This window comes from Streptomyces sp. NPDC041940 (genome assembly GCF_055589465.1).
Genome location: NZ_JBVJBP010000018.1, coordinates 78,883 through 101,682 on the forward strand (window position 1 = coordinate 78,883; position 22,800 = coordinate 101,682).

The following is a 22,800-nucleotide window of genomic DNA, read 5'->3' on the forward strand; positions in this document are numbered from 1 at the left end:
GCGGTAGGGGTCAGGCGCCGGGCAGGTCCAGGACGCCCGTGCCGCGCTTGACGAGTTCGTTGGCGATGATCAGCCGCTGGATCTCGGAGGTGCCCTCCCAGATCCGGTCTACGCGCAGCTCGCGGTACATGCGCTCGACGGCGTAGGAGCGGTCGTAGCCGCGCCCGCCGTGGATCTGGAGGCACCGGTCGATCACCCGGCCCGAGGCCTCGCTCGCCGAGAGCTTGGCGATGGCCGCCTTGGCGTGCAGCGTCTTGCGGTCCTCGGCCGAGGCCTGGTCGACCTCCCAGGCGACCTGATGGGTGTAGGCCCGGTTGACGGCGATGTCCACGGCGCAGTCCGCGAGCATGCCCTGGATCAGCTGGTACGAGGAGATCGGCGCCCCGAACTGCTCCCGCTCCACGGCCCAGTCCCGGGACAGCTCCAGCGCCCGCTCGGCCGCCCCGGTGGTGCGGGCCGCGATCATCAGGCGCTCCTCGGTGAACCACGAGCGCGTGATGTCGTAGCCCTCTCCGATGCCGCCGAGCACGGCGTCCTCGCCGACCTGGACGTCGGTGAAGGTGAACTCGGGGTGCTCGTAGACGAAGGTGTGCATCCAGCGCGGCACGCGCGTCATCTCGATGCCCGGGGTGTCCTTGTCGACCAGGAAGAGGGTGGGTGCGCGCTCCGGCCCGGCCGCCGCGAGCACGATCATGAAGTCGGCGTGGTCCCCGACGGTCACGAACCACTTCTCGCCGTTGAGCACCCAGCCCTGGTCGTTCCGGGTGGCGGTGGTGGCGAGGTTCTGCGGGTCGGAGCCTGCGCCGGGCTCGGTGACGGCGTAGCAGTCGCGCCGCTCGCCGTTGATCACCGGGATGAGGAACCGCTCGCGCTGCTCGGGGGTGCAGAAGCGCAGCGCGTTGGCGGGCCGCCACACCATGTCCCACAGGGCGCCGGTGAGCCGTCCCAGCTCCTCCTGCACCGTGGCCTGTTCGGCGATGGTGAGTCCGGCGCCGCCCCACTCGGCGGGCATGTTGACGGCCTGGAGTCCGGCGTCGAGGACGGCGTCGCGGATCTTGGCGTGCGCGTCGGCGGGGAGGCCGTTGTCCTCCTCGCACTGGGTCTCGTACGTGGCGATGAAGTCGGTGAGGGCGCGCGCGTCGGCCTTGAGCCGTACCTGGCGCGGGGTGAGGCGGAAGTCCATGGAAGTCCTCGCTGAGCGGTGGGGTGTTGAGTGGGGTGTTGAGTGGGGTGGTTTCAGTGCGTGGGCAGGGCGAGGGCGCGCGTGCCGCGCTTGATGAGCTCGTTGGCGATGATCAGCCGCTGGATCTCGGAGGTGCCCTCCCAGATCCGGTCGACGCGCAGCTCGCGGTACATGCGCTCGACGGGGTAGGTGCGGTCGTAGCCCCGGCCGCCGAAGATCTGGAGGCAGCGGTCGGCGACCCGGCCTGCGGCCTCGCTGGCGGCGAGTTTGGCGGTGGAGGCCTTGGCGTGCAGCGTCTTGCGGTCGGTGCCCGGCTGGTCGGCCTCCCAGGCGACCTGGTGGGTGTAGGCGCGGTTGACGGCGATGTCCACGGCGCAGTCGGCGAGCATGCCCTGGATCAGCTGGTACGAGGAGATCGGCGCCCCGAACTGCTCCCGCTCCACGGCCCAGTCACGGGCGAGTCGCAGTGCTCGCTCGGCCGCGCCGACCGTGCGGGCCGCGATCATCAGGCGTTCGTCGGTGAACCACTCCTTGGTCAGCTCGTAGCCGTTGCCCACGCCGCCGAGCACGTCCTCGTCGGCCACGAAGACGTCGGTGAAGGTGAACTCGGGATGCCCGTTGACCGCGGAGTGCATGAAGTGCGGGATGCGGGTCATCTCCACGCCGGGCGCGGCCCGGTCCACGAAGAACAGCGTGGGCTGCCGCTCGGGGCCCGCGTCCGCCTGCACCAGCAGGAAGTCGGCGATGTCGCCGCAGGTGACGAACCACTTCTCGCCGTTGAGCACCCAGCCGCCGTCGGTGCGGTCGGCCGTGGAGGTGCCGGAGGACGGGTCGGACCCCGCGCCCGGCTCGGTGACGGCGAACGCGTCGAACTTCTCCGCGCGGATCACCGGCAGCAGGTACTTCTCGCGCTGCCGCTCATCGCCGTAGGCCAGCACGTTGGCGGGCCGCCAGGGGATGTCCCACAGGCAGTTGGTGACCTTGCCGAACTCCTCCTCGACGATGACCTGGTCGAGGAGGCTGAGCCCGGCGCCGCCCCACTCGGCGGGCATGTTGATGGCGTAGACGCCGGCGTCCATGGCGGCCCGGGTCAGTTCGGTGACGAGCTGCTGCGGCAGGGGTCCGCCGGCCTGCTCGGACTGGTCCTCGTAGCGCATGAGCAGCCTTGCGTAGTCGGCGGCGCGACGCTTCAGGTCGGTCTGCTCGGGGGTGTAGCGCAGTTCCATGGGGGCCTCTTCCAGTGGGGTCAGGCGAGTACGGCTCGGGAGTCGAGGGCGAGCACGCCGTCGGGGCGTACGAGAAGGGGGTTGACCTCGATCTCGGCGAACTCCGGGTGGGCGGCGGCGAACGCGGTGATCGTCTCGACGGCCTTCGCGGCGGCGGCGACGTCGACGGGTGGCTTGCCCCGCACCCCGTCGAGCAGGGCGGCGGTGCGCAGTCCGCGCAGCAGGGTCTCGGCCCGGTCGGCGGAGACGGGGGCGAGGGTGAATGCGACGTCGTGCAGTGCCTCCGCCAGCACACCGCCGAGGCCCACCATGGCGACGGGGCCGAAGCGCGGGTCCTGGTTGACGCCCACGATCAGCTCGATGCCGTCGGTCAGGTCGGCCATGGCCTCCACGGAGTAGGAGGAGGCGCCGAGTCGGGCACGCATCTCACGGAAGGCGGCGAGCAGTTCGCCTGGCCCGGCCAGGCCGAGTGCCACTCCTCCGGCGTCGGACTTGTGCAGGAGGTGCAGTGCCTTGAGGACGTAGGGCCCGCTGAACTCCTCGGTTACGGCGAGGAGTTCGGCCTCGTCGTGGACCTCACGGGCGGCGGGGAAGGCGAGTCCGGCTTCCTCCAGGGCTCTGCGGGTCTCCAGGTAGCCGCTCTCGCGCAGCGGGGATGCCGGCCGGGGAAGCGGTGTGACTCCGGTGCGCTGTCCGGCGGGGGCCGTAGCGGCGAGGGCGCGGGCCGCGTCCTCGGTGGCGGCGAAGACCGGTATGCCGGCGGCGGCGAGCGTGCGGCAGCTGGGGGACTCGGGGTACATCGACTGCACCACGATGGGTTTGGCGGTGGCGCGGTGCCGGGCGGCGATGAGGCGTGCGGCCTCCTGTTCCCCGGCCGCGAGCGCCGCGCCACCCCCGCCGAGCCCGCCGCCGGCGGCCGCGTAGCCGCCGAAGTAGCCGGTCATCAGCACGGCGTCGACCTCCTCGGCCACCAGGAGAGCGGCGACGGTCTCGGCGTACGAGCCGGGGTCCTGCTCGCCCATCCCGGCGAGATCCACCGGGTTGGCGACGGCCGACTGTTCCCAGAGGGTTTCCCGCAGTTGCCGCCTGGTCGGCTCCCGGAGTTCGGGCACGGCGAGCCCGGCGGCCTCGACGGCGTCGGCGGCGACGGCGCCGTGCCCGCCGCCGTCCGTGAGCACGGCGACCCGGCGCCCCGGCGCCCGGCGCCCGGCGCCCGCCGCTCGACGCGGCCAGGGCGACGGTGAGTTCGCGCGGGGTGGCGACCAGTTCCACACCGGCGTCACGGCAGGCCGCGGTCACGACATCGGCCGAAGTGGTGAGCGCGCCGGTGTGCGACTGCGCGCTGCGTGCGGAGGCGTCCCCGCGGCCGGCGGTGAGCAGCACGACGGGTTTCCCGGCGTCGGCGGCCGCCTCGGCGAAGGCGCGTCCGTCGCCGAAGTCCTCGGCGTAGACCGCGATGGCCTGGGTTCCCTCGTGCCGGGCGCAGTCGGCGAGCAGGTCGACGAGGGTGACATCGGCCTGGTTGCCGAGCGACACGAACCGGGAGAAGCCGAGGCCGTGCGGGCGGAAGCGGAGCTGGAGTTCGAGGGCGAGGTTGCCGCTCTGACTGAGCAGCGCGACACCTCCGGGGGTGAAGGTGTCGGAGGCCAGGAAGAGGTCGGTGGTGTTGTCGGCGATCCCCAGGCAGTTGGGTCCGACCATCACGGCACCGGCGGCACGGACGCTTTCGGCGACGGCCTGCTGCCGTGTCCGCCCCGCGTCGCCGGTCTCGGCGAAACCGGCTGTGATGGCGACGATCGCCCGGGCCCCGCACCGCAGTGCCTCGTCGACGGCGTCCTCGAATCCGGCGGCGGGCACCGAGACCACCGCCAGGTCGACGGGTTCGCCGACCGCGCTCAGGCTGGTGGCGACGGTACGGCCGAGCACCGTGCCGCCTCGGCGGTTGACCAGGTGCACGGGGCGCCGGCCGTTGGCACGGATGGCCTGGGCGGCGATGGCGTGGCCGTACTTGGCCGGGTCGTCGCTGGCTCCGACGACGGCGACGGAGACGGGGTCGAAGAGGGCCGAGAGGTCGCGTCCCATGTCACTTCTCCAGCCGCAGCGCGGAGTTGGGGCAGGCGGCGACGGCGGCCTCGGCGGCGTCCGCGTCGCCGTCCGGCACCTCGGCCGGGCGGACCTGCGCGTAGCCCCACTCGTCGAGCTCGATCAGCTCGGGTGCGGGTTCCTGGCAGAGGCCGTAGCCATGGCAGCGGGTGGAGTCCAGCAGGAGTTTCACGGCGGGTCCTTTCAGAGCGGCGGGGGCCGGGGGCGTATAGAGGGCGGGGTGGGGTTCAGGGCACCGGCACGGTGAAGCGGCGCCCGTCCTCGGGCGCGGTGCCCGCGCAGACGGGGCAGCCGGGGCGGCGGTGGGCGGTGGTCCGGTCCGGGAAGTGGGTGAGGAGGGTGCCCGCGATCCGGGCGGCGGCATCGAGCAGCCCGCAGGCCCCGCGGCCCGGCAGTTGCTCCGACCAGCGGCGCAGCTTGGCGACCGCGTCCTGGCCGGCCTCGCCGTGTGCGACGGCCGCCAGGGTCTTGGCCAGCGCCCCGGTGCCGGACACGCACACCCCGCACTGCCGGGTGCTCTGTGCCGCGAGATGGGCGACGGCCTCGACGGCCACGGCGACCGGGCAGTCCTCCGGACCGGGGAAGTACAGTGCTCCGCAGCCGAGCGCACCGCCGGCCGCGCGCAGCTGGTCGTGGTCGAGCGGCAGGTCCGTCCAGCCCTCGCCGTACAGACCGCCGAACAGGCCGCCCAGCAGGACCGCTTCGGCCGTGCCGTATCCGCAGAGGTCGGCGAGGACCTTCAGATGCGTACCGGCGGGCACCTCGACGAGCGCCGCGTCGGCGGCACCCGAGAGGGTCACCAGATGAGTACCGGCGACGAGGGCCGTGGCGTCGGGCCGCGCGTGGATCAGCGCGATCCGGGCCAGCGTCTCCACGTTGGCGACGAGCGTGGGCGCGCCCCCGACACCGCTTTCGAACGGACGCGGTGGTTTCGCGGTCGGCAGGGCCGGGCCGCCGTCGATCCGCCGTACGACCGCCGTCTCCTCCCCCGCGACGTAGGTGTGCTCCGTCCGTACGACGTCCACGGGCAGGTCGGACGGACGCTCGGCGAGCGCACGCCGGACCGCCTGCTCGGCCAGGTCGTCGGAGAGGTACACGAAGCCGCGTCCGGCCCGGGTGACGGCCGCGGCCAGCCGCAGCCCGTCCAGGACCGCGTGCGGCCGGTGGCGCAGCAGCCAGCGGTCCTTGACGGAGCCGGGCTCGCCCTCCTCGCCGTTGGCGACGACGACGTGCGGACCCGGTGCGTCTCGGACGGCGCGGAGCTTGACGGCGGCCGGGAAACCGGCGCCGCCGCGGCCGCGCAGTCCCGCTGCGCCGATCTGATCGAGCAACCGGTCGGGCGCGGGCTGCGGCGCGTAGCCGCCCCCGGCGAGATACCGGGAGAGGTCCTCGGCGCCGGAAGGCGACGGGAACAGGACGCCTTCCGGGACCAGGACGCTTTCGGGGAGGAGAGAGAACACGCCGGTCACAGGGTGCTCCTGAGTTCAGAGTGCCCCAGGGGTGTGCGAGACCTCAGCCGGGTCAACGCCCGCTCCAGCTCCAGCCGTTGTGCGGCGGTGCGCTCGTAGCCGGCCCCGGGCAGGCCGATCAGCATGCGGTGGTGGTCGAGGACGACCTCGCCGGCCAGCAGCGCCGCCCCCGGGTCGGCGGTCCGGGATCCCGCCGCCTCGACGACCAGCTCCGTGACTTCGCGCAGATAGCGCAGCCAGCCGCGCTGTGTGCCGCGCAGCACCAGCCGCTCGACCCGCTGTCGCTCGGCGGCGACGAGGGGCGGCGTCGGGCGGCCGTCCGCCCGGGCCCGCAGGGCGGCCACCGCGGTGGGCAGTTCCTGTTCGGGTTCGGGCGTGAGGCCGAGCCAAACCAGACTTCGGCGAGCGCTCATGCGTGCCTCCGGGGTCGCGCCGTCCCCGGGTGGTCCGGAGACGGGGGTGGCGCGGCGATGACGAGAGTGGGGACGCTCCGGCGCCGTGGCGAGAAGGGCGGGGGAGCTGTACGGGGCGGGGTGCGCCTGGGCATCCGTCGTCGGATACCGGCCATCCGCCTACCACGAGACTAACTAACCAATCAGTCAGCCCACAAGTCTTGACTTGCTTCCGCGACGGTCTCACTCTGACTAACCAATCAGTCAGTCAGTCCGATCAGCCTCACCGCCCATCGCCGCCACCGCGGCGCGGAGGAGGACCCCATGCACCCCTCGACCACCCGGGCAGAGACCGTCACCTCTCCCCCGCCCCAGGCGCCGCTCGAACACCCCGGGGAAGCGCTGCCCGCCCGCTACTACACCGATCCGGCCATCGCACAGGCCGAGACCGACCGCGTCTTCGCCAAGTCCTGGCAGCTCGTCTGCCACGAGTCGGACCTGCCGGGGCCGGGCGCCCGGCTCACCGCCACCGCCGCCGGCCGGGAGGTGCTGGTCGTCCGGACCGAGGACGGCGGCCTCGCGGCCCACCTCAATGTCTGCCGGCACCGCGGCACCCGCCTGGTCTCCGCCCCCGAGCCGTCGGGCAAGGCGATCCGCTGCCCGTACCACGGCTGGACCTACAAACTGGACGGACGGCTGGTCGGCGCCCCCGAGGCCCGCCGGATCCCCTGCCTGGACAAGCCCGGGCTCGGGCTGCACCCGGTCAATGTCGAGTCCTTCCTCGGCTTCGTCTTCGTCAACCTCGACCTGGAGGCGACGCCCCTCTCCGAGACCTGCGCCGGGCTCGCCGAGGCCGTGGGACGCTACGCGGGGCCGGGTCTCGTGCCCGTCGGCAAGCACCGCATCCACGATCTGACCGGCGGCGAGGAGCAGAACGCCAACTGGAAGGTGATCGTCGACAACTATCTGGAGGGCTACCACGTCCCCGTGGCCCACCCCTCGCTCATGCGCCTGCTCGACTACCAGGCGTACACGGTGGACGTACGGGAGCACTACGTCCTGTTCGAGTCCCCGCTGCGCGACAAGCCGTCCTCGAACTGGACCGAGCGGCTCTACCAGCGGCTGGCGACCCCGATGCCGGGGCTGGCCGAGGCCGACCGGCGGGTATGGCGGTACGCCGTGATCTATCCCAACACGCTCATCGACTTCTACCCTGACCACGTGCTCGCGTGGACCGCCCTGCCCACCGCCCAGGACCGGGCGGCGATCCCCGGCGCCTTCTACACCAAGCTCGGCGAGGACGTCCGCACCCGGCTGGCCCGGCGGCTCAACATCCACATCGGCTGGGTCACCAACGACGAGGACGCCGAGCTGGTGGAACGGGTACAGGCCGGGATGCGCACCCCCGGTTTCGAACCGGGCCCCCTCTCGCAGCGTGAGGCCGCGGTGGGCTGGTTCGCGCGCCGGGTCCGGGAGGACCTGGAGGGAATCACCGAGTGATGCCTTTCAGAGCCGCGAGCTCACCGCATCCGCGCGACGCCGCCGTCCGGCTCCCGTCGTCCTTACCGCGCGCCTTCTGACCCGCGCGTACGCACCCTCCCCAGACCGGTCTTCACTGCGGAATCAGGGCCTGAAGTGAGCCGACCAGCCGGTCCCGCCCTGGAGTTGTGCCGTTCCTCGACGGAGAGGACGTTCATGTCCCCCGAGGCAATACCGCCGTCCCGCCGTGCCGTGCTGCGGGCGGGCGCCTGCGGCCTGCTGGGCGCCGCGGCCGGCGGCTGCGGGTTCCTGCCCGCGAAGAAACCCGGCCCCGACCGGCTCGCCCCGGTCGAGCCACGCGTCGACGGCGACCTCGTGTACTTCAACTGGGCCGACTACGTCGACCCGGCCGTGTTCAAGGGCTTCGAGAAGGAGTACGGCGTCAAGGTCGTCCAGTCGAACTTCGACTCGATGGAAGGCATGGTCGCCAAGCTCAACGCCGGCAACCGCTACGACGTCGTCTTCCCCTCGGCCAAATGGGCCCAGCGCCTGGTCCGCGGCGGCCGGCTGCGCCGTATCGACCACTCCCGGCTCGCCAACGCCCGCGCCGTGTTCGGCACCTACGACTACTTCGCCGACCCCTGGTACGACCCCGGCTCGGCGCACACGGTCCCCTTCACGACGTACAAGACCGGCATCGGCTGGCGTCGCGACCGGATCGGTGAACTCGCCGACAGCTGGCGGGACCTGTGGAGCGACAGGGCCAAGGGCAAGGTGTTCCTGCTGGACGACCGTGACGAGGTGCTCGGCATGGGCGCCCTCGCGCTCGGTCTCGACGTCAGTTCCGGTGCCACCGGCGACCTCGACCGGATCACCTCGCTGCTGGGCACCCTGCGACCGCGGCTGCGCGGCTTCTCCAGCGACAGCTACAACAACCTCCTCAACGGCAACGCGCTGATCCAGCAGGCGTGGAGCGGCGACATGGCCGCCATGCTCAACCAGGCCGAGGACCCGTCGGTGTTCGGCTTCCAGGCCCCCAAGGAGGGCTCGCCGATCAACTCCGACTGCTACGCCATCCCCTGGAACGCGCCCCACCCCGGCACCGCGATGCTGTTCATCGACTACATGCTGCGGCCGGAGAACGTGAAGAGGAACATCGAGTACATCGGCTACCCGATGCCGGTCGCGGGCGCCGAGAAGGTCTACGCCGACCTGGTCGAACCCTTTCCCGAGTGCCTGGTCACCGAGGCGGACCTGAAGGCCGACCTGTTCTTCCGCAACGGCGGCCGCGCGGCGGAGGACGCCCGCGACACCGCCTGGACCCATGTGAAGGCGGGCTGAGACATGGCACTGCCGCGCCACTCCTCCCGCACCCGCCGCCGGGATGCCGACGGCACCCGCGTCTGGACCTGGCTCATGCTGCCCGGCACCATCTGGATGACGGGCTTCCTGATCGCCTCGCTGGTCCTCGTCGCCGTCCTGGCTGTCGGCACCACCGACGAGCTGGGCAATCCGCGCTTCGGCTTCGACCTCGCCGGCATCCGCGCCCTCGCGGACCCCGCCTACACCGAGGTCCTGGCCCGCTCGCTCGGCTACGCGCTGCTGACCTGCCTGATCTGTCTGCTGATCGCCTATCCGGTGGCGTACACCATCGCCCTGCACGGCGGGCGGTACAAGCACGCGCTGATCGCCGCGATCGTGGTGCCGTTCTTCGCCAACTACCTGGTGCGGATGTACGGCTGGTCGGTGGTCCTCTCCGACGACGGTCCCGTGCTGCGCACGCTGCGCGCGGCGGGGCTCGCCGACGCCGGCACGAAGATCCTCAACAGCGGCTTCGGCGTGGTCGCGGGGCTCGTCTACGGCTTCGTGGTCTTCATGATCATCCCGCTGTACGCGGCCCTGGAACGGCTGGACGTCTCCCTCATCGAGGCCGGCCGCGATCTGTACGGCGGCCCGGTCCGCACCTTCTTCTTCGTCACCCTGCCCGCCACCCGGCAGGGCGCGGCGGCCGGGCTCGTCCTGGTCTTCCTGCCCGCGATGGGCGACTTCGTCAGCGCACAGCTCATGGGAGGCCCGGACCAGATCATGATCGGCAACCTCATCCAGGACAAGTTCTTCCAGGGCCAGAACTGGCCGCTGGGATCCGCGCTCACCATGCTGCTGATGCTGGTCCTGCTGATCGGGATGCTCGGCTATCTGCGGCGGACCCGCAAGGACGAGGCGGAGGCACGCCGATGACCCTGCTCCGGCTCCCCTCCCCCACCGCCCCGGCCCGTGCGGCCGTCGGGCCCCGTACGCGGCGTGGCCGCGCCCATCGCAGGCCCCGTGTCCTCGTCGCCGTCACCGGGCTGTTCTTCGCGCTGCTCTATCTGCCCATCGCCGTGGTGGCGCTGTTCTCCTTCAACTCCCAGAAGTCGCTGACGGTGTTCGACGGGTTCAGCCTGCGCTGGTACCGCGCCTTCGCCCACGACGACGTCCTCCTCGCCTCCCTGGGCACCAGCCTGCGCGTCTCCCTGGTGGCGATGGCCGGTTCGCTCCTCCTCGGGGTGGCGCTGGCGCTCGGCCTGGTCCGGTGCCGCACCCGGCTGGGCTCGCTGGCCGGCCTGGTCATGCTGGTGCCGCTGATCACGCCGGAGATCGTCACGGGCGTGGCGTCGATGCTGCTGTTCAAGGGACTGGGCGTGCCGCTGTCCACCGGCACGGTGATGCTCGCCGAGATCACCTTCTCCATCTCGTACGTCACGGTCGTCCTCCGCTCGCGGGTCGCCGCGCTGAACCCGGAGGTGGAGGAGGCCGCCATGGACCTCGGGGCCACCCGGTGGCAGGGGTCCGGCTGGTGACACTGCCGGCGCTGCTGCCCGCCGTACTGGCCAGTGCCGTGCTGATCTTCGCGCTGGTCTTCGACGACTTCGTGCTCGCCTACTTCACCACCGGCGTCGACCCGCAGCCGCTGTCGGTGCGGATCTACTCGGCGATCCGTTTCGGGGTGCAGCCCACCATCAACGCGGTCGGCACCCTGATGCTCGCGGGATCCATCGCCCTGATCGCCCTGGCCCTGTTCATCCCGCGCCTCTTCGGCCGCCGCGGCGGCCTCGACCTCTTCTCCGGGAAGTGACCCATGGACGCGACCCCCGCCGTCCGGCTCGACGGCGTCTCCAAGCAGTTCGCCGACTCCTACGCCGTCCACCAGCTCGATCTCGACATCGAGGCCGGCGCCTTCTTCTCCCTGCTGGGCCCGTCCGGCTGCGGCAAGACCACGACGCTGCGCATGATCGGCGGGTTCAGCGACCCCACCGAGGGAGCGGTGCTGCTCGGCGGTGAGGACGTGACGGCGCTGCCGCCGAACAGGCGCAACGTCAACACGGTCTTCCAGAGCTACGCCCTCTTCGACCATCTGAGCATCGCCGACAACGTGGGCTTCGGCCTCAAGCGCAAGGGCGTCGCCAAAGCGGAGATCCGGCAGCGGGTCGGCGAGATGCTGGAGCTGATCCAGCTCGCCGGGCTGGCCGACCGCAAGCCCGGCACGCTCTCCGGCGGTCAGCGGCAGCGCGTCGCGCTGGCCCGCGCGCTGGTCAACCGTCCGGCCGTCCTGCTCCTCGACGAGCCGCTGGCCGCCCTCGACCTGAAGCTGCGCCGGCAGATGCAGGTCGAGCTGAAGCAGATCCAGCGCGAGGTCGGCATCACCTTCGTCTTCGTCACGCACGACCAGGACGAGGCGCTGACCATGTCCGACCGGATCGCCGTGATGAACGAGGGCCGCATCGAGCAGTGCGGCACCCCCGAGGACATCTACGAGCACCCCGCCACCGGCTTCGTCGCCTCCTTCATGGGGACCTCCAACCTGATGACGGGCACCTACCGGGGCGGTGAGGTGACGCTGGAGAAGGGACCCGCGCTGCCCGTCGGCCCCCGGTCCGAGATCGCGGACGGCACCGCCGTCAGCGTGTCCGTACGCCCCGAGAAGATCTGGCTGTCGGACTTCGAGCCCGGCATGTCGATGCTGAGCGGCGTCATCCGCGAGACCGTCTACAGCGGCCCCACCACGACCTATCTGATCGATCTCGCCCCGGGCGTCACGCTGTCGGTGCTGGAGCAGAACACGGCCCGTGCGCGCATGGAGGACCGCTGGTGCGGCGGCGAGACGGTGGAGTTCGGCTGGCGGCCGGAGCACTGCCTGGTCCTGGCCTGAACGCCCCGACACCTCTGACGAAAGCGAACCCATGCATCACGACGTGATCGTGCTGGGTGCCGGGCTGGCGGGGCTCTCCGCCGCCCGGGACCTGGCCGCCGCCGGCACCGACGTGCTCGTTCTGGAGGCCCGCGACCGGGTCGGCGGCCGGGTCGAGCAGACCCGCACGCCCGACGGCCGTACCGTCCAGCTGGGCGGTGAGGTCGTCGGCCGTGGGCACACCGCCTATCTCCGGCTCGCCGAGGAGCTGGGCCTGAAGCTGGTCCCCAGCTATGTCGCCGAGCCGGGCCGCATGACCCGGGCCACCCCGGAGGGCCTCTCGGCCGGCGATCCGCCGCACTGGTTCGGACCCGGCGACACGGCCCTGCACGAGCGCCTGAGCGCCGAGTTCACCGGTCTGGCCGCCACCGTCGACCCGGACGATCCGTGGTCGCATCCGGACGCGACCGCCCTGGACCGGCTGTCGGTGGCGGACTGGCTGCGCTCCCGGCAGGCCACGCCCGCCGTGGTGCGCCTGTGGGACATCGGCCAACTCGCCCTGGCCGGCGGCTCCTACGAGCGGATCTCCCTGCTGGCGGCGCTGCGCAAGAGCGCGGCGGTCCCCGGGCCTGGCACGGGCGACTACGACTACGAGGACTGGGAGGGACTGCGACTGGCCGACGGCTCGGCGACGCTCGCCGAGGTCATGGGCCGCGAGCTGGGAGCGCGCATCCGGCTCGGCTCCCCCGTCGCCGCGCTGGACATCCGCCCGGACCGTTGCGTCGTACGCCTGGTCACCGGCGAGATCCTCACCGCGAACGCTGTGGTGAGCGCCCTCCCGGTGGGCCCGCTGCGGTCCGTCGCGATCAGCGGGGTCGGCGAGGCCCGGATCGCCTCCCTGCACCGCCAACGCCACGCGACGGCCGCGAAGTTCGCCGCCGTCTACGACCGTCCCTTCTGGCGGGACGCCGATCTGAACGGACTGTCCGAGACCGAGGGCGTGCTGGCCAGCACCTGGCCACAGAACGAGGGCGTCCTGTCGGCCCTGGTCCCGCCCGAGCGCTACGGCGTCCTGCTCGGCACCCCGCCGCAGCGGCGCACCCCCGAACTGCTCGCCGAGATGGCAGGCCTGTTCGGCGACGAGGCGCTCCGCCCGACCGCCTGCCATCTGCGGCTGTGGGGCACCGACCCCTGGACTCAGGGCTATGTCACCCAGTGGTCGCCGGGCGAGGTCATGGCGGTCGGTCCGCCGCACGGCACCCATGAACCGCCGTTCTATGTCTGCGGCTCCGACCAGTGGGTCGCCGGATACATGGAGGGCGCCGTCCGCACCGGCCGCGCCGCCGCCGAGGAGGCACTGCGCCGTGGGTGACAACGACCGTCTGAACCACATCGGCGGCAAGGAGGTACCGGCGGCCTCCGGCGCCACCCTGCGCCTGGTCGACCCGGCCACCGGACTCCCGCACGGCACGGCCCCGCTCTCCGGCCCCGAGGACGTGGACGCGGCCTGCCGGGCGGCCGAAGAGGCCTTCCCCGGCTGGTCGGTGACGACTCCGGCGCAGCGGCAGGCCGCGCTGCTGCGGATCGCCGACGCGCTGGAGCGGGACGCCGGTGCGGTGGCGAGCGCCGAGGTGGCCGACACGGGCAAGCCGCGCGCGCTGTTCCTGGGTGACGAACTGCCCGCGATCGTCGATGTGTTGCGGTACTTCGCGGGAGCCGCCCGCAATCTGCCGGGTGCGGCGGCCGCCGAGTACACCCCGGGCCGTACCTCCGTGCTGCGCCGCGAGCCGGTCGGCGTCTGTGCCCAGATCACCCCGTGGAACTATCCGCTGATGATGGCCGTGTGGAAGATCGCCCCGGCGCTGGCCGCCGGCAACACGGTCGTCCTGAAACCGTCCGACACCACCCCGTCTTCGGCCGTGTTCCTGGCCCGGCTGGCCGCCGAGCAGCTGCCGCCCGGCGTGCTCAACGTCGTGTGCGGCGACCGCGACACCGGGCGGTCCCTCGTCGGCCACCCCGACGTGCGGCTGGTGGCCGTCACCGGCAGCGTCCGCGCGGGGCAGGAGATCGCCGCCGCGGCGGCCGCCGATCTCAAGCGGCTCCACCTGGAACTCGGCGGCAACGCCCCGGTGCTGATCCACGCGGACGCCGATCTCGACGACGCGGTGGAGCAGTTGTCGTCGCTGTCCTTCTACAACGCGGGGCAGGACTGCACGGCCGCGACCAGGATCCTGGTCGACCGGCGCGTGCACGACCGATTCCTGGCCCGCTTCGCCGAACGGGCCGCCGGCCGACGGCCCGGAGCACCGGACGACGAGCGGGCCGCGTTCGGCCCGCTCGCCAACGCCGCCCAACTCGCCCATGTACGCGGCATGTTGGAACGGCTTCCGGGCCACACCGAGATCGTCACCGGCGGCTCGGCCCTGCCCCGCCCCGGCTACTTCCACCAGGCCACGGTGGTCGCCGGGGCGCGGCAGGAGGACGAGATCGTACGGAGCGAGGTGTTCGGCCCGGTCGTCACCGTCCAGCCCTTCACCGACGAGTCCGAGGCCTTCCGCCTGGCCAACGGCGTTCCCCAGGGGCTCGCGGCGAGCGTCTGGACCCGCGACCACGACCGGGCCATGCGGGCGAGCCGCGCGCTGCGGACCGGCATCGTCTGGGTCAACACCCATGGCACGACGGTGTCGGAGATGCCGCACGGGGGCGTAGGCCACTCCGGGTACGGCAGCGACCTCTCGCTCACCGGACTGCTCGACTACACGCAGGTCAAGCATGTGATGCTGTGACCGAGGAGAGATCGATCGCCCGGTCCACGTCCCCCGGCCGCAGGACCCGCAGAATGCCCTCCAGCAGGTAGTAGTCGGCGTACGGGAGAGAGATCTCGACGCCGTCCTCGTTCGGGCGGTGGCGGGTGCAGCGGGCCACCACCGCTTCCGCCCGTGCCGAGTTCCGCGTCAGGCAGGTCTCCGAGAGGGCGGTGAGCAGCCGTAACGCCACCTCGCGATAGGCCTGTTGGCCGGTGGCGGCGGACAGGTCGAGGAGGCCGCAGGCCGTGATCGCTCCGGCCGACGCGTCCTTGATGTCGTGGGGCTGCTGCGGCGCCCGGTAGTCCCACACCGGGACGTGGTCCGGGGTCAGTGCTCCGACCGCGAAGTCCGCCAGCTTGCGGGCGGTGGCCAGGAAGTCCCGGTTCCCGGTCCTCCGGTACATCGTGGTGAATCCGTACAGTCCCCACGCCTGCCCACGCGACCAGCACGACGTGGGGCTGTACCCCTGGACGGTGTTCGGGCCGACCGGGGCGCCGCTGTCGGGGTCGAAGTCGTAGACGTGCGGGGTCGATCCGTCCGGGCGGGGGAAGACCCGCCGGGTCGTCCTCGCGTGCTCCACGGCGATGTCCAGGTACTTCGCGTCGCCGGTGCGGCGGCTCGCGAACGCCAGCAGGTCGAGGTTCATCATCGTGTCGATGATCACCCGGCCGGCGTTCTTCTCGTCGTTCAGCGCTCCCCACGCTCTGATGAAGCACCCGCGCGGGTTGTACCGCTGGATCAGAGAGTCGGCCGCCCGCAAGGCACCCGCTTGCCAGACCTCGTCGCCCGTCAGCCGCCAGGCGGTGACCCAGGACGGGTAGAAGAGGAAACCGAGGTCGTGGGTGCCGGTGTCGTACTGCCGCGGGGCCAGCCTCCGCGCCGAGGCCAGTGCCAGGGTGCGGAAGGTCTCGTCCTTGCTGTGGAGCCATGCCATCCACAGCGTGCCCGGCCAGAACCCGCCGACCCAGTCGCCGTTCTGCGAGTAGACCCACTTCTCGAACTTCGTGCCGACGGGGAAGGCGGTCACGGTCGGTGCGACGACGCGGAGCTTCTCGACGGCGTAGTCGGCGGCCGCGCGGAGCTTCCGCAGGTTCGGTGCCGGGGATGTGCCGGCGGCCGCGGCCGGTGTCGGGGAAGCGCCGGTCGCCACGGCACCGGCCGCCGTGGCCAGCACCGTACGTCGGGAAACACTCATGCTGGTCCTCCAGGAATGCTCAGCGGTGACAACTGGTCAGGCCCGGGCGCCAGGCACAGGCGATGCCGGCGAAGCCCCCATTGGCCACGACGTCCACGGCGAGCGTGTCGCCGCCGCGCAGTACGTGACGCTTCTGGACGAGCCCCCCGGTACCGTCCTCGACCGTCTCGACCAGCCAGCGTCCCGGGCCGATGGTCAGCGGCACCTCGGCCCGGCGGGCGGCACCGGCGTACACCCCGCCGAGGAACCAGCGGTCGCCGCCGCGGCGGGCGAGCACGGCTTCCTGTCCGGGACGCCCGGCGAGCAGCCGGGTGTCGTCCCAGGCGGCGGGAACCTGGTCGAAGTAGTCCCGGGCGAGCGGCCGGGCGTCGTACGACTCGGGGGTGCCGGCGAACATCTGCAGCCCCGACTCGTAGGCGACGGTGAGGCCGACCTCGGCGGCGTCGGAGTTGGGGCGCAGGCCGACGCGCTGGAACGCGCCGGGGGTGAAGTCCATGGAGCCGGTGACGTTGCGGGTGAAGGGCAGGGTGGTGAGGTGGGCGGCGGTGTTGGTGCGCTTCTCCTCGCCGGCGACGCCCTCCAGGGTCATGACGTGCGGCCAGGTGCGCTGGATGCCCTTGGGGATCGTGGAGCCGTGGAAGTTGACCAGAAGGTGGTGGGCCGCGGTCTCCGGGAGGATGGCGTCGTACCAGCGGAGTGTGGACTGTGCCTCCGAGTCCATGAAGTCGATCTTGACGCCCTTGACGCCCCAGCGTTCCAGGGTGGGCAGCCATCGGGCGCGTTCCTCGGCCGTGTCGAGGTCGCGCTGGTGGATCCAGACGATGATGCCGACGCCCTTGGCACGCGCGTACGCGACGAGTTCGGGCATCCAGCTGTTGGTCTGCCAGTCCGGGTCGGTGGTGTCCCAGGCGCCGGCCTTGAAGTACCAGCCCGCGTCGACGGCCTCGTAGGGCCAGCCGCGTTCGGCGGCGTAGTCGACGTAGGCCTTCTGCGCGGCGAGGCTCTGCCCGGCCGGGCGGCCGCCGGCGAGCCAGGTCCACAGGGCGGTGCCGGGTTTGATCCAGGAGGTGTCGCCGGCCTTGGAGGCGGGGGCGAGGTCGTCCGTGAAGGTGGAGCGGGTGACGGTGGCGAGGTCACCGGTGACCATGGCCCGCCAGGGGGTGGCGAGGGGGCCGTCGGTGCGGACCCGGTCGTCGGCGAGCTCGACGCGGTAGGTGCCGGTGCCCTGGTCGTGCGCGAGCCGGGCGCCGGAGTAGGCGCCGGTGAGGTCGGATTCGGCGAGCAGGGTGTAGCCGCCGTCGGTCGCGAACAGCGCCTGGGCCGAGTACGCGCCGGTGGGCGCGGTGGCGGCCGTGTACTGCACGAACTGGCCCTCGTTGTCGGCCCGGTAGGTGCCCAGCCACGCGCTCGCGTCCGGCGGCACATGGAATGCGGAGGTCTCGCCGAGCACATCGCCGGACGCGGCGGGCAGGACGTACCGGTAGGCGACGCCGTCGGCGGAGGCGCGGACGACGAGGTCCAGCCGGGCGCCCGTCGGGGTGGCGAACGACAGCCGGGCCTCGTTCATGCGGACCCGGCGGTCCAGTCGTTTGCCGGACTTGGTGCGGTACCGCTCGTCGACCGTCCGGCTCTTCCGGTGCAGGAAGCGCAAGTCCTTGGAGAGATCGGCCTGTTCGGTGACGATGCCGACGGGCGACGGCTCGATGACCGTACGCCCGGTACGGGTCACGGACAGGCTCAGTGTGCCGGCGCTTTCGTCCAGGGATATCCGTGCGCGGGGTGCGTGCGCGGAGGCGGACACCGCCCAGGTGTGTTCCTGCTTCTCGGCCCGGGCGGGAGCGGTCGTGAGGAGTGTGGCCGCGAGGCCGGTGCACAGCGCGGCGACCGCGGTTCTGATCGGAACGGCCATGGAACCCTCCGAGGTGTGTGGGCTTTACGGCAGTCCCCAGGCGGGGCCCGGTTCGCCGGCGGTGACGGGCGCGATGACGAGGTCGGGGCGGGAGCCGGAGTGGACGAGCACCTCGCGGCCCTTGGGCAGCTCGATGGAGAGCACCCCGTCGCCGAGGTCGCGGGTGCGGGCGGGGCGGCCGTCGTCGAGGAGCACCGTGAGCCGGCCGCTGAGCCCGTGCTTCAGCTTGAGCGGCTCGCCCGCCAGGCTTCTGATCCGGATGAACCGGGTCTTGCCTGCCGCGCGGACGGCGCTGACCAGGAAGGCGCCCTGCGTGCGGAAGTCGTGCAGGGTGAGGTCCGCCCACGCGGTGGGGACGGCCGGGAAGACGCGGATCACCCCGCCCCAGCTCTGGCAGAACATGTCGTGCAGGGACTGTGAGGCGGACAGCGGCGTCTCGATGACCGGACCGGCCTCGGTGTAGTGGGTGTTGGCCTGGCAGGGGTAGCGGGTGGAGGTGTCGAAGAACTTCCGCAGATACGTGATCGCGGTGTCGCCGTCGCCGGTCATCGCGTACATCGAGGCGGCACCGGTGTAGCTGTAGCCGCGATGGGCGCCGGTCAGCGCGTGCCAGTGCTCGATCGACCTGGTGATCAGGTCGCGGTTCTCGGGCTGGTCCCAGTTGACGAGGTACAGCGGGTACACCATCAGCAGGTGCGAGTAGTGGCGGTGGGACTGGGCGTACGGGGTGCCGGCACCGATCATGTAGCCGTTGCCGTCGACCGGGTAGGGCGTGAGCTTGGCCAGCACCTCGTGCCAGCGCGGGGCCGACTCGTCGTCGATGCCGAGGAGTTCGGCGGACTCGATGAGGGTTTGGCAGGCCCAGCGGATCAGGGCCAGGTCGTAGGTGGTGTCCTGCGGCGGTACGACCGGGTATTCGGGCGAGAGTGTGCTCGGCAGGTGGAGCTTGCCGTCGCTGCCCGGCGTGAGGAAGTGCAGGTAGTAGGCGACGGCCCGGCGGAGCAACGGGAAGACGGTGTCGCGCAGCAGGGCCTCGTCCATGGAGTGCCGGTAGGACAGCCACACGTTGTGCAGCGCCCAGGTGAGGTTGCCGACCTCGGAGCCGGAGCCGGGCCTGCCCACCCCCCGGTTGGCGAACATGTCGGAGCTGCGTCCGACGCCGGAGCTGTCGGCGCGGTAGGCGGCGGGCACGTTGGCGATGAGCTGTTCCTGGTTGCGGCGCAGGGTGGTGGCGAGCGCGTCGAGTTCCAGGTGGTTGGAGCCGTGGACGAGCCAGTACTCCAGCTGGATGTTGAGGTTCCACCAGACCGCGGGCCAGGGGGTGGGCTCCAGCCACGGCCCGCAGGTGGCCATCACGGGTCCGTCGGCGCGGCTGGCGGAGGCGACCTTGTAGAGCTGGATCCAGTGGAAGCTCTGCAGCCGCTGGTCGGGGAACGAGACGAAGCTCTTCTTGTAGAAGGCGTGCCACCAGCGGGTGTGCCGTCGTCTGAGAGCGCCGTACGAGGTCGCTCGCCGCAGGTTGCGGAGCGAGTCGGCCTCGGCGGCGGTGGTGGAGGGGGCGCTGTGCCCGACGCTGAGCAGCATGTCGTCGCCGTCGCGCCGGTGGGCGGTGGCGGTCTGGCCGCCGGTGAGGGGCTGGAGCACCTGCTCGGTGCCGTCGGCGGCGGTCCGGGTGGTCCAGGGCGGGTTGGGGGTGTAGTCGGCGGGCGGGGCCTCCTGGATCTTGCGGGGGCTGATGGCCTCCTCGGGGTGGAAGGTCCAGACGGTGCGCTCGCCGCCGGCGGCCCGGGCCCGGACGGCGAGCACCTCGTCGTGGACGAGGGCGGAGAGGGTGAGCGTGCCGGCGGTGGTGGTGACGGTGCCGGTGAGTTCGGCGTTCCACAGGCTCAGCCGCCAGTCGACGGCGGTGATGGTGCCGACCGGGTCGAGGGTCAGGTGCCCCACGGGCAGACGGCAGGTGCCCCAGCCGCTGCCGAACTCGGGGCGGTGGTCCTGGACCCGGGCGTGCTGGACGGTGAAGCGGATGCGGTTGGCCCCGGGCTCCCGGTAGATCATGCTGCCGAGCAGCCCGTCGCCGAGGAACGGGCCCTCGTACCAGCGGGTGGGCAGCCTGGTCCACAGCAGGTCCTGGCCGCGCAGGAACGTCGCCCAGGCGCCGTCGGTCGTCATGGTGTCGCGGAGTCTCCAGGGTCGTCTGCCGCCCCCGTCAGCGGCGGACGGCACCGTCCGTTCTGGGTCCTCCGCGTGGGCCGTTCCGGGCAGGGCGGCTGCTGCCGCGCCCGAGATCGCGGTGCCGAGTACGGCTCTGCGGGCCACCTTCGAATGGTGCTCCGGCTGTGAGGTCATACGTCCTCCAGAGCTGACGGATCATCAATACATCGGGTGTATCGCGGAACCTAGCAGTACTCGTGGACCTGTCAATGACCCCAGTGACGTGACTCATCCGATGTATCGCCAGGGAGTGGGGCGTCAGACACGCAGCACGCAGTCACGGGACGAGCATCCCGGGCCAGTTCGTCGTGGGTGCACCGCGCGTCCTCGGCCAGGGTGTTCACCAACGGGCGGTCGTCCTGGCCCCTTTTGCGCATGTATCTCACGTCTGAAAACATCGGTATATATACGGCTTGCTGAGAAGCACGCGTCTCGGACACCACCGCCCCGATCACAGGCCAGGAGGCGGATCATGGCCACGGCGGAACTCGCTTCCGAACGAGAGTCGGACTATCTGTCGCAACTGACGATGGCCGCAGCCCGCTACGGGAACCGCACCGAGCAGCGTGAAAGAAACCGGTCCGTCCTCGAGACGCGTGGCGTGCTGTACGCGGATACGCCCGAGCGGATCGAGAAGCGGCTGGCACGTCTCGGCGCCGACTGGGCCATGGCGCGGGCGATCGAGCGGACACCGACGGAACCCGCCGGCGGCGCGGGGAGCACCCTGGGCCTGCCCCCGGAGAGCTTCACCAGTGACGCGCTGGGACTGGAGCGCCTCATCGGGCGCAACAACCTCACCCCGGTCGCGTTCCTGGAGGAGGGTGCCAAGGTCTCGCGCTCGGTCGGCCGGATCACCATCAGCGGGCCGGGCGGCGGACACGGCACCGGCTTCATGGTCTCCCCCTCCCTGCTGCTCACCAACAACCACGTCCTGGGCGACGCGCAGGAGGCCGGCCGCGGCAAGGTCGCCTTCGCCTTCCAGGACGGCACCGACGGCAACCCGCTCGTACCGGCGGTCTTCCCGCTGGAGCCGCTCCGGTGCTTCGTCACCGACCGGGCGCTGGACTACACCCTCGTCGCGGTTGCCCCACGCGGCGCGCAGGGCGAGGCGCTGTCGTCGTTCGGCCGGCTCATCCTCAGTGAGGCACAAGGCAAGGCCGTCATCGGGGAGTTCGTCAACATCATCCAGCACCCGCGCGGCGAGCCAAAGCAGATCGCGCTGCGCGAGAACCAGATCGTCGACGTACTGGAGCGGTTCCTGCACTACGAGTCCGACACCCGTGAGGGGTCCTCGGGCTCTCCGGTCTTCAACGACCAGTGGGAAGTCGTGGCGCTGCATCACTCGGCCGTTCCGAAGACCGATGCCGAGGGCAGGCCGCTGAGCGTCGACGGCACGGTGTGGCGGCCGGAGACGGGCGAGCAGCAACTGGCCTGGCGGGCCAACGAGGGGGTGCGGATCAGCCGCGTGCTGCGGTCCCTGCACGAGGCGCCCCTGACCGGCGAGGCGGCAGAGCTGCGGGACGAGGTGTCCACCACGGGGCTCGACCCGTCTCCCGAGGAGAACACGCCGTCGATGCCGTCCTCCGCCGGCAGGCCCACCCTGGCGGGCGCCAACGGTTCACAGGACGGGGCTCCGTCTCACGCGGCCGACGGTTCCGCTCAGCTCGTCCTCCCGCTGCGGATCACCCTCGACTTCGGCACCTCCTCCCCTTCGGCCGCCCTCGCGGCTCCGCTGCCCGCACGCGCACCGACACCACAGCCCTCTTCGGACGGGCAGCCGGACGTCGTCTCGGCGGTCGGGAAGGACATCGACGCGGCCCTGACGCATCACCGACTCTCCCGGGAACGTCCCTACTACGACCGGTCCGCGGACGCCGCCGCGCGCGCCGCGTACTACGCGGACGTCCGCACCGACGACGGCGACGCGCTGCGCCGCGCGCTGACGACGCTGCTGGCCGAGACCCATGCGCCCAAGCCCAGGTACAAGCCGATGCGGCTGGTCTACCCGTGGGTCGACCTGCACAAGGACGGACGGCTGCGCAGCATCTACTCCGGCCAGGGCTTCTCCGCCGAGGAGGTCATACGGGCCGACGCGGCCGTGGAGGAGACCCGGCTGGCCCGCGAGCGGGAGCTGCTGCTGCGGGAGCGGACGGCGGGGCCGGCCGAATTCGAGGCCGAGTTCCGCGCGCTGGAGGCGTCCATGCCGTTCAACTGCGAGCATGTGGTGCCGCAGTCGTGGTTCCACGCGAAGGAGCCCATGCGGGGCGACCTGCATCATCTGTTCACGTGCGAGGCCGGCTGCAACAGTTACCGCGGCAACTTCCCGTACTTCGACTTCCCCGACTACGAGGAAACCGTCCGGGACGCGTGCGGGAAGCGCGAGAGCGTGGGATTCGAACCGGAGAAGTGCAGGGGCGTGGTCGCCCGAGCCACCCTGTACTTCCTGCTGCGCTATCCGGGCCAGGTCGGCGATGTCGCGCAGGAGTTCCCCGAAGACCGGCTGCCCGTCCTGCTGCGGTGGCACGAGAGCGAGGCAGTCAGCGAGTACGAACTGCACCGCAACGCGGCCATCGCGGAGATACAGGGCAACCGGAATCCGCTGATAGACCATCCCGAGTGGGCCCGCGCGATCGACTTCTCCGGGGTCTGGCCCTGAGA

The 22,800-nt window shown here is 71.7% G+C and carries 18 protein-coding genes and 1 pseudogene; 9 read left to right on the forward strand and 10 right to left on the reverse strand.

All coding sequences use genetic code 11. The annotated features are described in order from the left end of the window. Positions 1-10: 10 nt before the first annotated feature. The 7 genes and pseudogenes from ACZ6I3_RS27295 to ACZ6I3_RS27325 form a co-directional block, all read right to left on the reverse strand. Positions 11-1,183, reverse strand: coding sequence for an acyl-CoA dehydrogenase family protein (locus ACZ6I3_RS27295; protein WP_469418134.1), 1,173 nt, complete (start codon positions 1,181-1,183; stop codon positions 11-13). Positions 1,184-1,236: 53 nt separating this feature from the next. Continuing rightward, on the reverse strand, positions 1,237-2,409 hold the full coding sequence (locus ACZ6I3_RS27300; RefSeq protein ID WP_469418135.1) for an acyl-CoA dehydrogenase family protein: 1,173 nt from the start codon (positions 2,407-2,409) through the stop codon (positions 1,237-1,239). A 20-nt stretch (positions 2,410-2,429) separates the two neighbouring features. Further along, complete coding sequence (locus ACZ6I3_RS27305; RefSeq protein WP_469418136.1) at positions 2,430-3,587, reverse strand: acetate--CoA ligase family protein; 1,158 nt, start codon at positions 3,585-3,587, stop codon at positions 2,430-2,432. Positions 3,588-3,696: 109 nt separating this feature from the next. Then, positions 3,697-4,491 (reverse strand): annotated as a pseudogene (locus ACZ6I3_RS27310) (CoA-binding protein); the annotation flags it as partial. 1 nt (position 4,492) lies between these two features. After that, positions 4,493-4,684, reverse strand: coding sequence for a ferredoxin (locus ACZ6I3_RS27315; protein ID WP_469418138.1), 192 nt, complete (start codon positions 4,682-4,684; stop codon positions 4,493-4,495). A gap of 55 nt (positions 4,685-4,739) precedes the next feature. After that, positions 4,740-5,981 carry an NADH-ubiquinone oxidoreductase-F iron-sulfur binding region domain-containing protein gene (locus tag ACZ6I3_RS27320; RefSeq protein WP_469418140.1) on the reverse strand — a complete coding sequence of 414 codons (1,242 nt, stop codon included), beginning with the start codon at positions 5,979-5,981 and terminating at the stop codon, positions 4,740-4,742. Continuing rightward, positions 5,978-6,394: a hypothetical protein gene (locus ACZ6I3_RS27325; protein ID WP_469418142.1), complete on the reverse strand. Its 417-nt coding sequence runs from the start codon at positions 6,392-6,394 to the stop codon at positions 5,978-5,980. The genes ACZ6I3_RS27320 and ACZ6I3_RS27325 overlap by 4 nt, the downstream gene beginning before the upstream one ends. 303 nt (positions 6,395-6,697) lie before the next feature. Here ACZ6I3_RS27325 and ACZ6I3_RS27330 point away from each other — a divergent pair, with 303 nt between their 5' ends. The 8 genes from ACZ6I3_RS27330 to ACZ6I3_RS27365 all read left to right on the forward strand — a co-directional run bounded on the left by ACZ6I3_RS27330 (position 6,698) and on the right by ACZ6I3_RS27365 (position 14,806). Further along, positions 6,698-7,873, forward strand: a complete 1,176-nt coding sequence (locus tag ACZ6I3_RS27330) for an aromatic ring-hydroxylating oxygenase subunit alpha (RefSeq protein ID WP_469418143.1) — start codon at positions 6,698-6,700, stop codon at positions 7,871-7,873. Between the two features lie 195 nt (positions 7,874-8,068). After that, the gene (locus ACZ6I3_RS27335; protein WP_469418144.1) at positions 8,069-9,193 is read left to right on the forward strand and encodes a polyamine ABC transporter substrate-binding protein; all 1,125 of its coding nucleotides are present in this window, start codon (positions 8,069-8,071) and stop codon (positions 9,191-9,193) included. A gap of 3 nt (positions 9,194-9,196) precedes the next feature. Beyond that, positions 9,197-10,090 (forward strand): ABC transporter permease, encoded by an 894-nt coding sequence (locus tag ACZ6I3_RS27340; protein WP_469418146.1) that lies wholly within the window; start codon positions 9,197-9,199, stop codon positions 10,088-10,090. Continuing rightward, positions 10,087-10,692, forward strand: a complete 606-nt coding sequence (locus ACZ6I3_RS27345; protein WP_469418148.1) for an ABC transporter permease — start codon at positions 10,087-10,089, stop codon at positions 10,690-10,692. The genes ACZ6I3_RS27340 and ACZ6I3_RS27345 overlap by 4 nt, the downstream gene beginning before the upstream one ends. After that, positions 10,689-10,967, forward strand: a complete 279-nt coding sequence (locus tag ACZ6I3_RS27350; RefSeq protein WP_469418150.1) for an ABC transporter permease — start codon at positions 10,689-10,691, stop codon at positions 10,965-10,967. Before ACZ6I3_RS27345 ends, ACZ6I3_RS27350 begins: the two co-directional genes overlap by 4 nt. Before the next feature lie 3 nt (positions 10,968-10,970). Beyond that, the gene (locus ACZ6I3_RS27355; protein WP_469418152.1) at positions 10,971-12,041 is read left to right on the forward strand and encodes an ABC transporter ATP-binding protein; all 1,071 of its coding nucleotides are present in this window, start codon (positions 10,971-10,973) and stop codon (positions 12,039-12,041) included. A gap of 31 nt (positions 12,042-12,072) precedes the next feature. Continuing rightward, complete coding sequence (locus ACZ6I3_RS27360) at positions 12,073-13,392, forward strand: flavin monoamine oxidase family protein (RefSeq protein WP_469418153.1); 1,320 nt, start codon at positions 12,073-12,075, stop codon at positions 13,390-13,392. Next, positions 13,385-14,806 carry an aminobutyraldehyde dehydrogenase gene (locus ACZ6I3_RS27365; RefSeq protein ID WP_469418155.1) on the forward strand — a complete coding sequence of 474 codons (1,422 nt, stop codon included), beginning with the start codon at positions 13,385-13,387 and terminating at the stop codon, positions 14,804-14,806. Before ACZ6I3_RS27360 ends, ACZ6I3_RS27365 begins: the two co-directional genes overlap by 8 nt. On the opposite strand, the gene ACZ6I3_RS27370 is transcribed toward ACZ6I3_RS27365, so the two are convergent. The 3 genes from ACZ6I3_RS27370 to ACZ6I3_RS27380 are packed head-to-tail and all read right to left on the reverse strand — an operon-like array spanning position 14,787 to position 20,277. Continuing rightward, entirely contained in the window at positions 14,787-16,022 is a 1,236-nt protein-coding gene (locus tag ACZ6I3_RS27370) for a glycoside hydrolase family 88 protein (RefSeq protein WP_469418157.1), read from the reverse strand. The genes ACZ6I3_RS27365 and ACZ6I3_RS27370 overlap by 20 nt on opposite strands. Positions 16,023-16,041: 19 nt before the next feature. Beyond that, entirely contained in the window at positions 16,042-17,931 is a 1,890-nt protein-coding gene (locus tag ACZ6I3_RS27375) for a glycoside hydrolase family 97 protein (RefSeq protein ID WP_469418158.1), read from the reverse strand. Positions 17,932-17,955: 24 nt separating this feature from the next. Continuing rightward, complete coding sequence (locus ACZ6I3_RS27380; protein ID WP_469418160.1) at positions 17,956-20,277, reverse strand: glycosyl hydrolase family 95 catalytic domain-containing protein; 2,322 nt, start codon at positions 20,275-20,277, stop codon at positions 17,956-17,958. 337 nt (positions 20,278-20,614) lie between these two features. On the opposite strand from ACZ6I3_RS27380, the gene ACZ6I3_RS27385 reads away from it, so the two are divergent. After that, on the forward strand, positions 20,615-22,798 hold the full coding sequence (locus tag ACZ6I3_RS27385; protein ID WP_469418162.1) for an endonuclease: 2,184 nt from the start codon (positions 20,615-20,617) through the stop codon (positions 22,796-22,798). The last annotated feature ends 2 nt before the right edge of the window (positions 22,799-22,800 follow it).

What these genes read in the sequence shown, in the direction of transcription:
- ACZ6I3_RS27345 (WP_469418148.1), top strand. Translation starts at nt 10,087, where the DNA reads ATGACCCTGCTCCGGCTCCCCTCCCCCACCGCCCCGGCCCGTGCGGCC.
- ACZ6I3_RS27370 (WP_469418157.1), bottom strand. Translation starts at nt 16,022, where the DNA reads ATGAGTGTTTCCCGACGTACGGTGCTGGCCACGGCGGCCGGTGCCGTG.
- ACZ6I3_RS27295 (WP_469418134.1), bottom strand. Translation starts at nt 1,183, where the DNA reads ATGGACTTCCGCCTCACCCCGCGCCAGGTACGGCTCAAGGCCGACGCG.
- ACZ6I3_RS27340 (WP_469418146.1), top strand. Translation starts at nt 9,197, where the DNA reads ATGGCACTGCCGCGCCACTCCTCCCGCACCCGCCGCCGGGATGCCGAC.
- ACZ6I3_RS27375 (WP_469418158.1), bottom strand. Translation starts at nt 17,931, where the DNA reads ATGGCCGTTCCGATCAGAACCGCGGTCGCCGCGCTGTGCACCGGCCTC.
- ACZ6I3_RS27355 (WP_469418152.1), top strand. Translation starts at nt 10,971, where the DNA reads ATGGACGCGACCCCCGCCGTCCGGCTCGACGGCGTCTCCAAGCAGTTC.
- ACZ6I3_RS27335 (WP_469418144.1), top strand. Translation starts at nt 8,069, where the DNA reads ATGTCCCCCGAGGCAATACCGCCGTCCCGCCGTGCCGTGCTGCGGGCG.
- ACZ6I3_RS27300 (WP_469418135.1), bottom strand. Translation starts at nt 2,409, where the DNA reads ATGGAACTGCGCTACACCCCCGAGCAGACCGACCTGAAGCGTCGCGCC.
- ACZ6I3_RS27360 (WP_469418153.1), top strand. Translation starts at nt 12,073, where the DNA reads ATGCATCACGACGTGATCGTGCTGGGTGCCGGGCTGGCGGGGCTCTCC.
- ACZ6I3_RS27325 (WP_469418142.1), bottom strand. Translation starts at nt 6,394, where the DNA reads ATGAGCGCTCGCCGAAGTCTGGTTTGGCTCGGCCTCACGCCCGAACCC.
- ACZ6I3_RS27380 (WP_469418160.1), bottom strand. Translation starts at nt 20,277, where the DNA reads ATGACCTCACAGCCGGAGCACCATTCGAAGGTGGCCCGCAGAGCCGTA.
- ACZ6I3_RS27385 (WP_469418162.1), top strand. Translation starts at nt 20,615, where the DNA reads ATGGCCACGGCGGAACTCGCTTCCGAACGAGAGTCGGACTATCTGTCG.
- ACZ6I3_RS27330 (WP_469418143.1), top strand. Translation starts at nt 6,698, where the DNA reads ATGCACCCCTCGACCACCCGGGCAGAGACCGTCACCTCTCCCCCGCCC.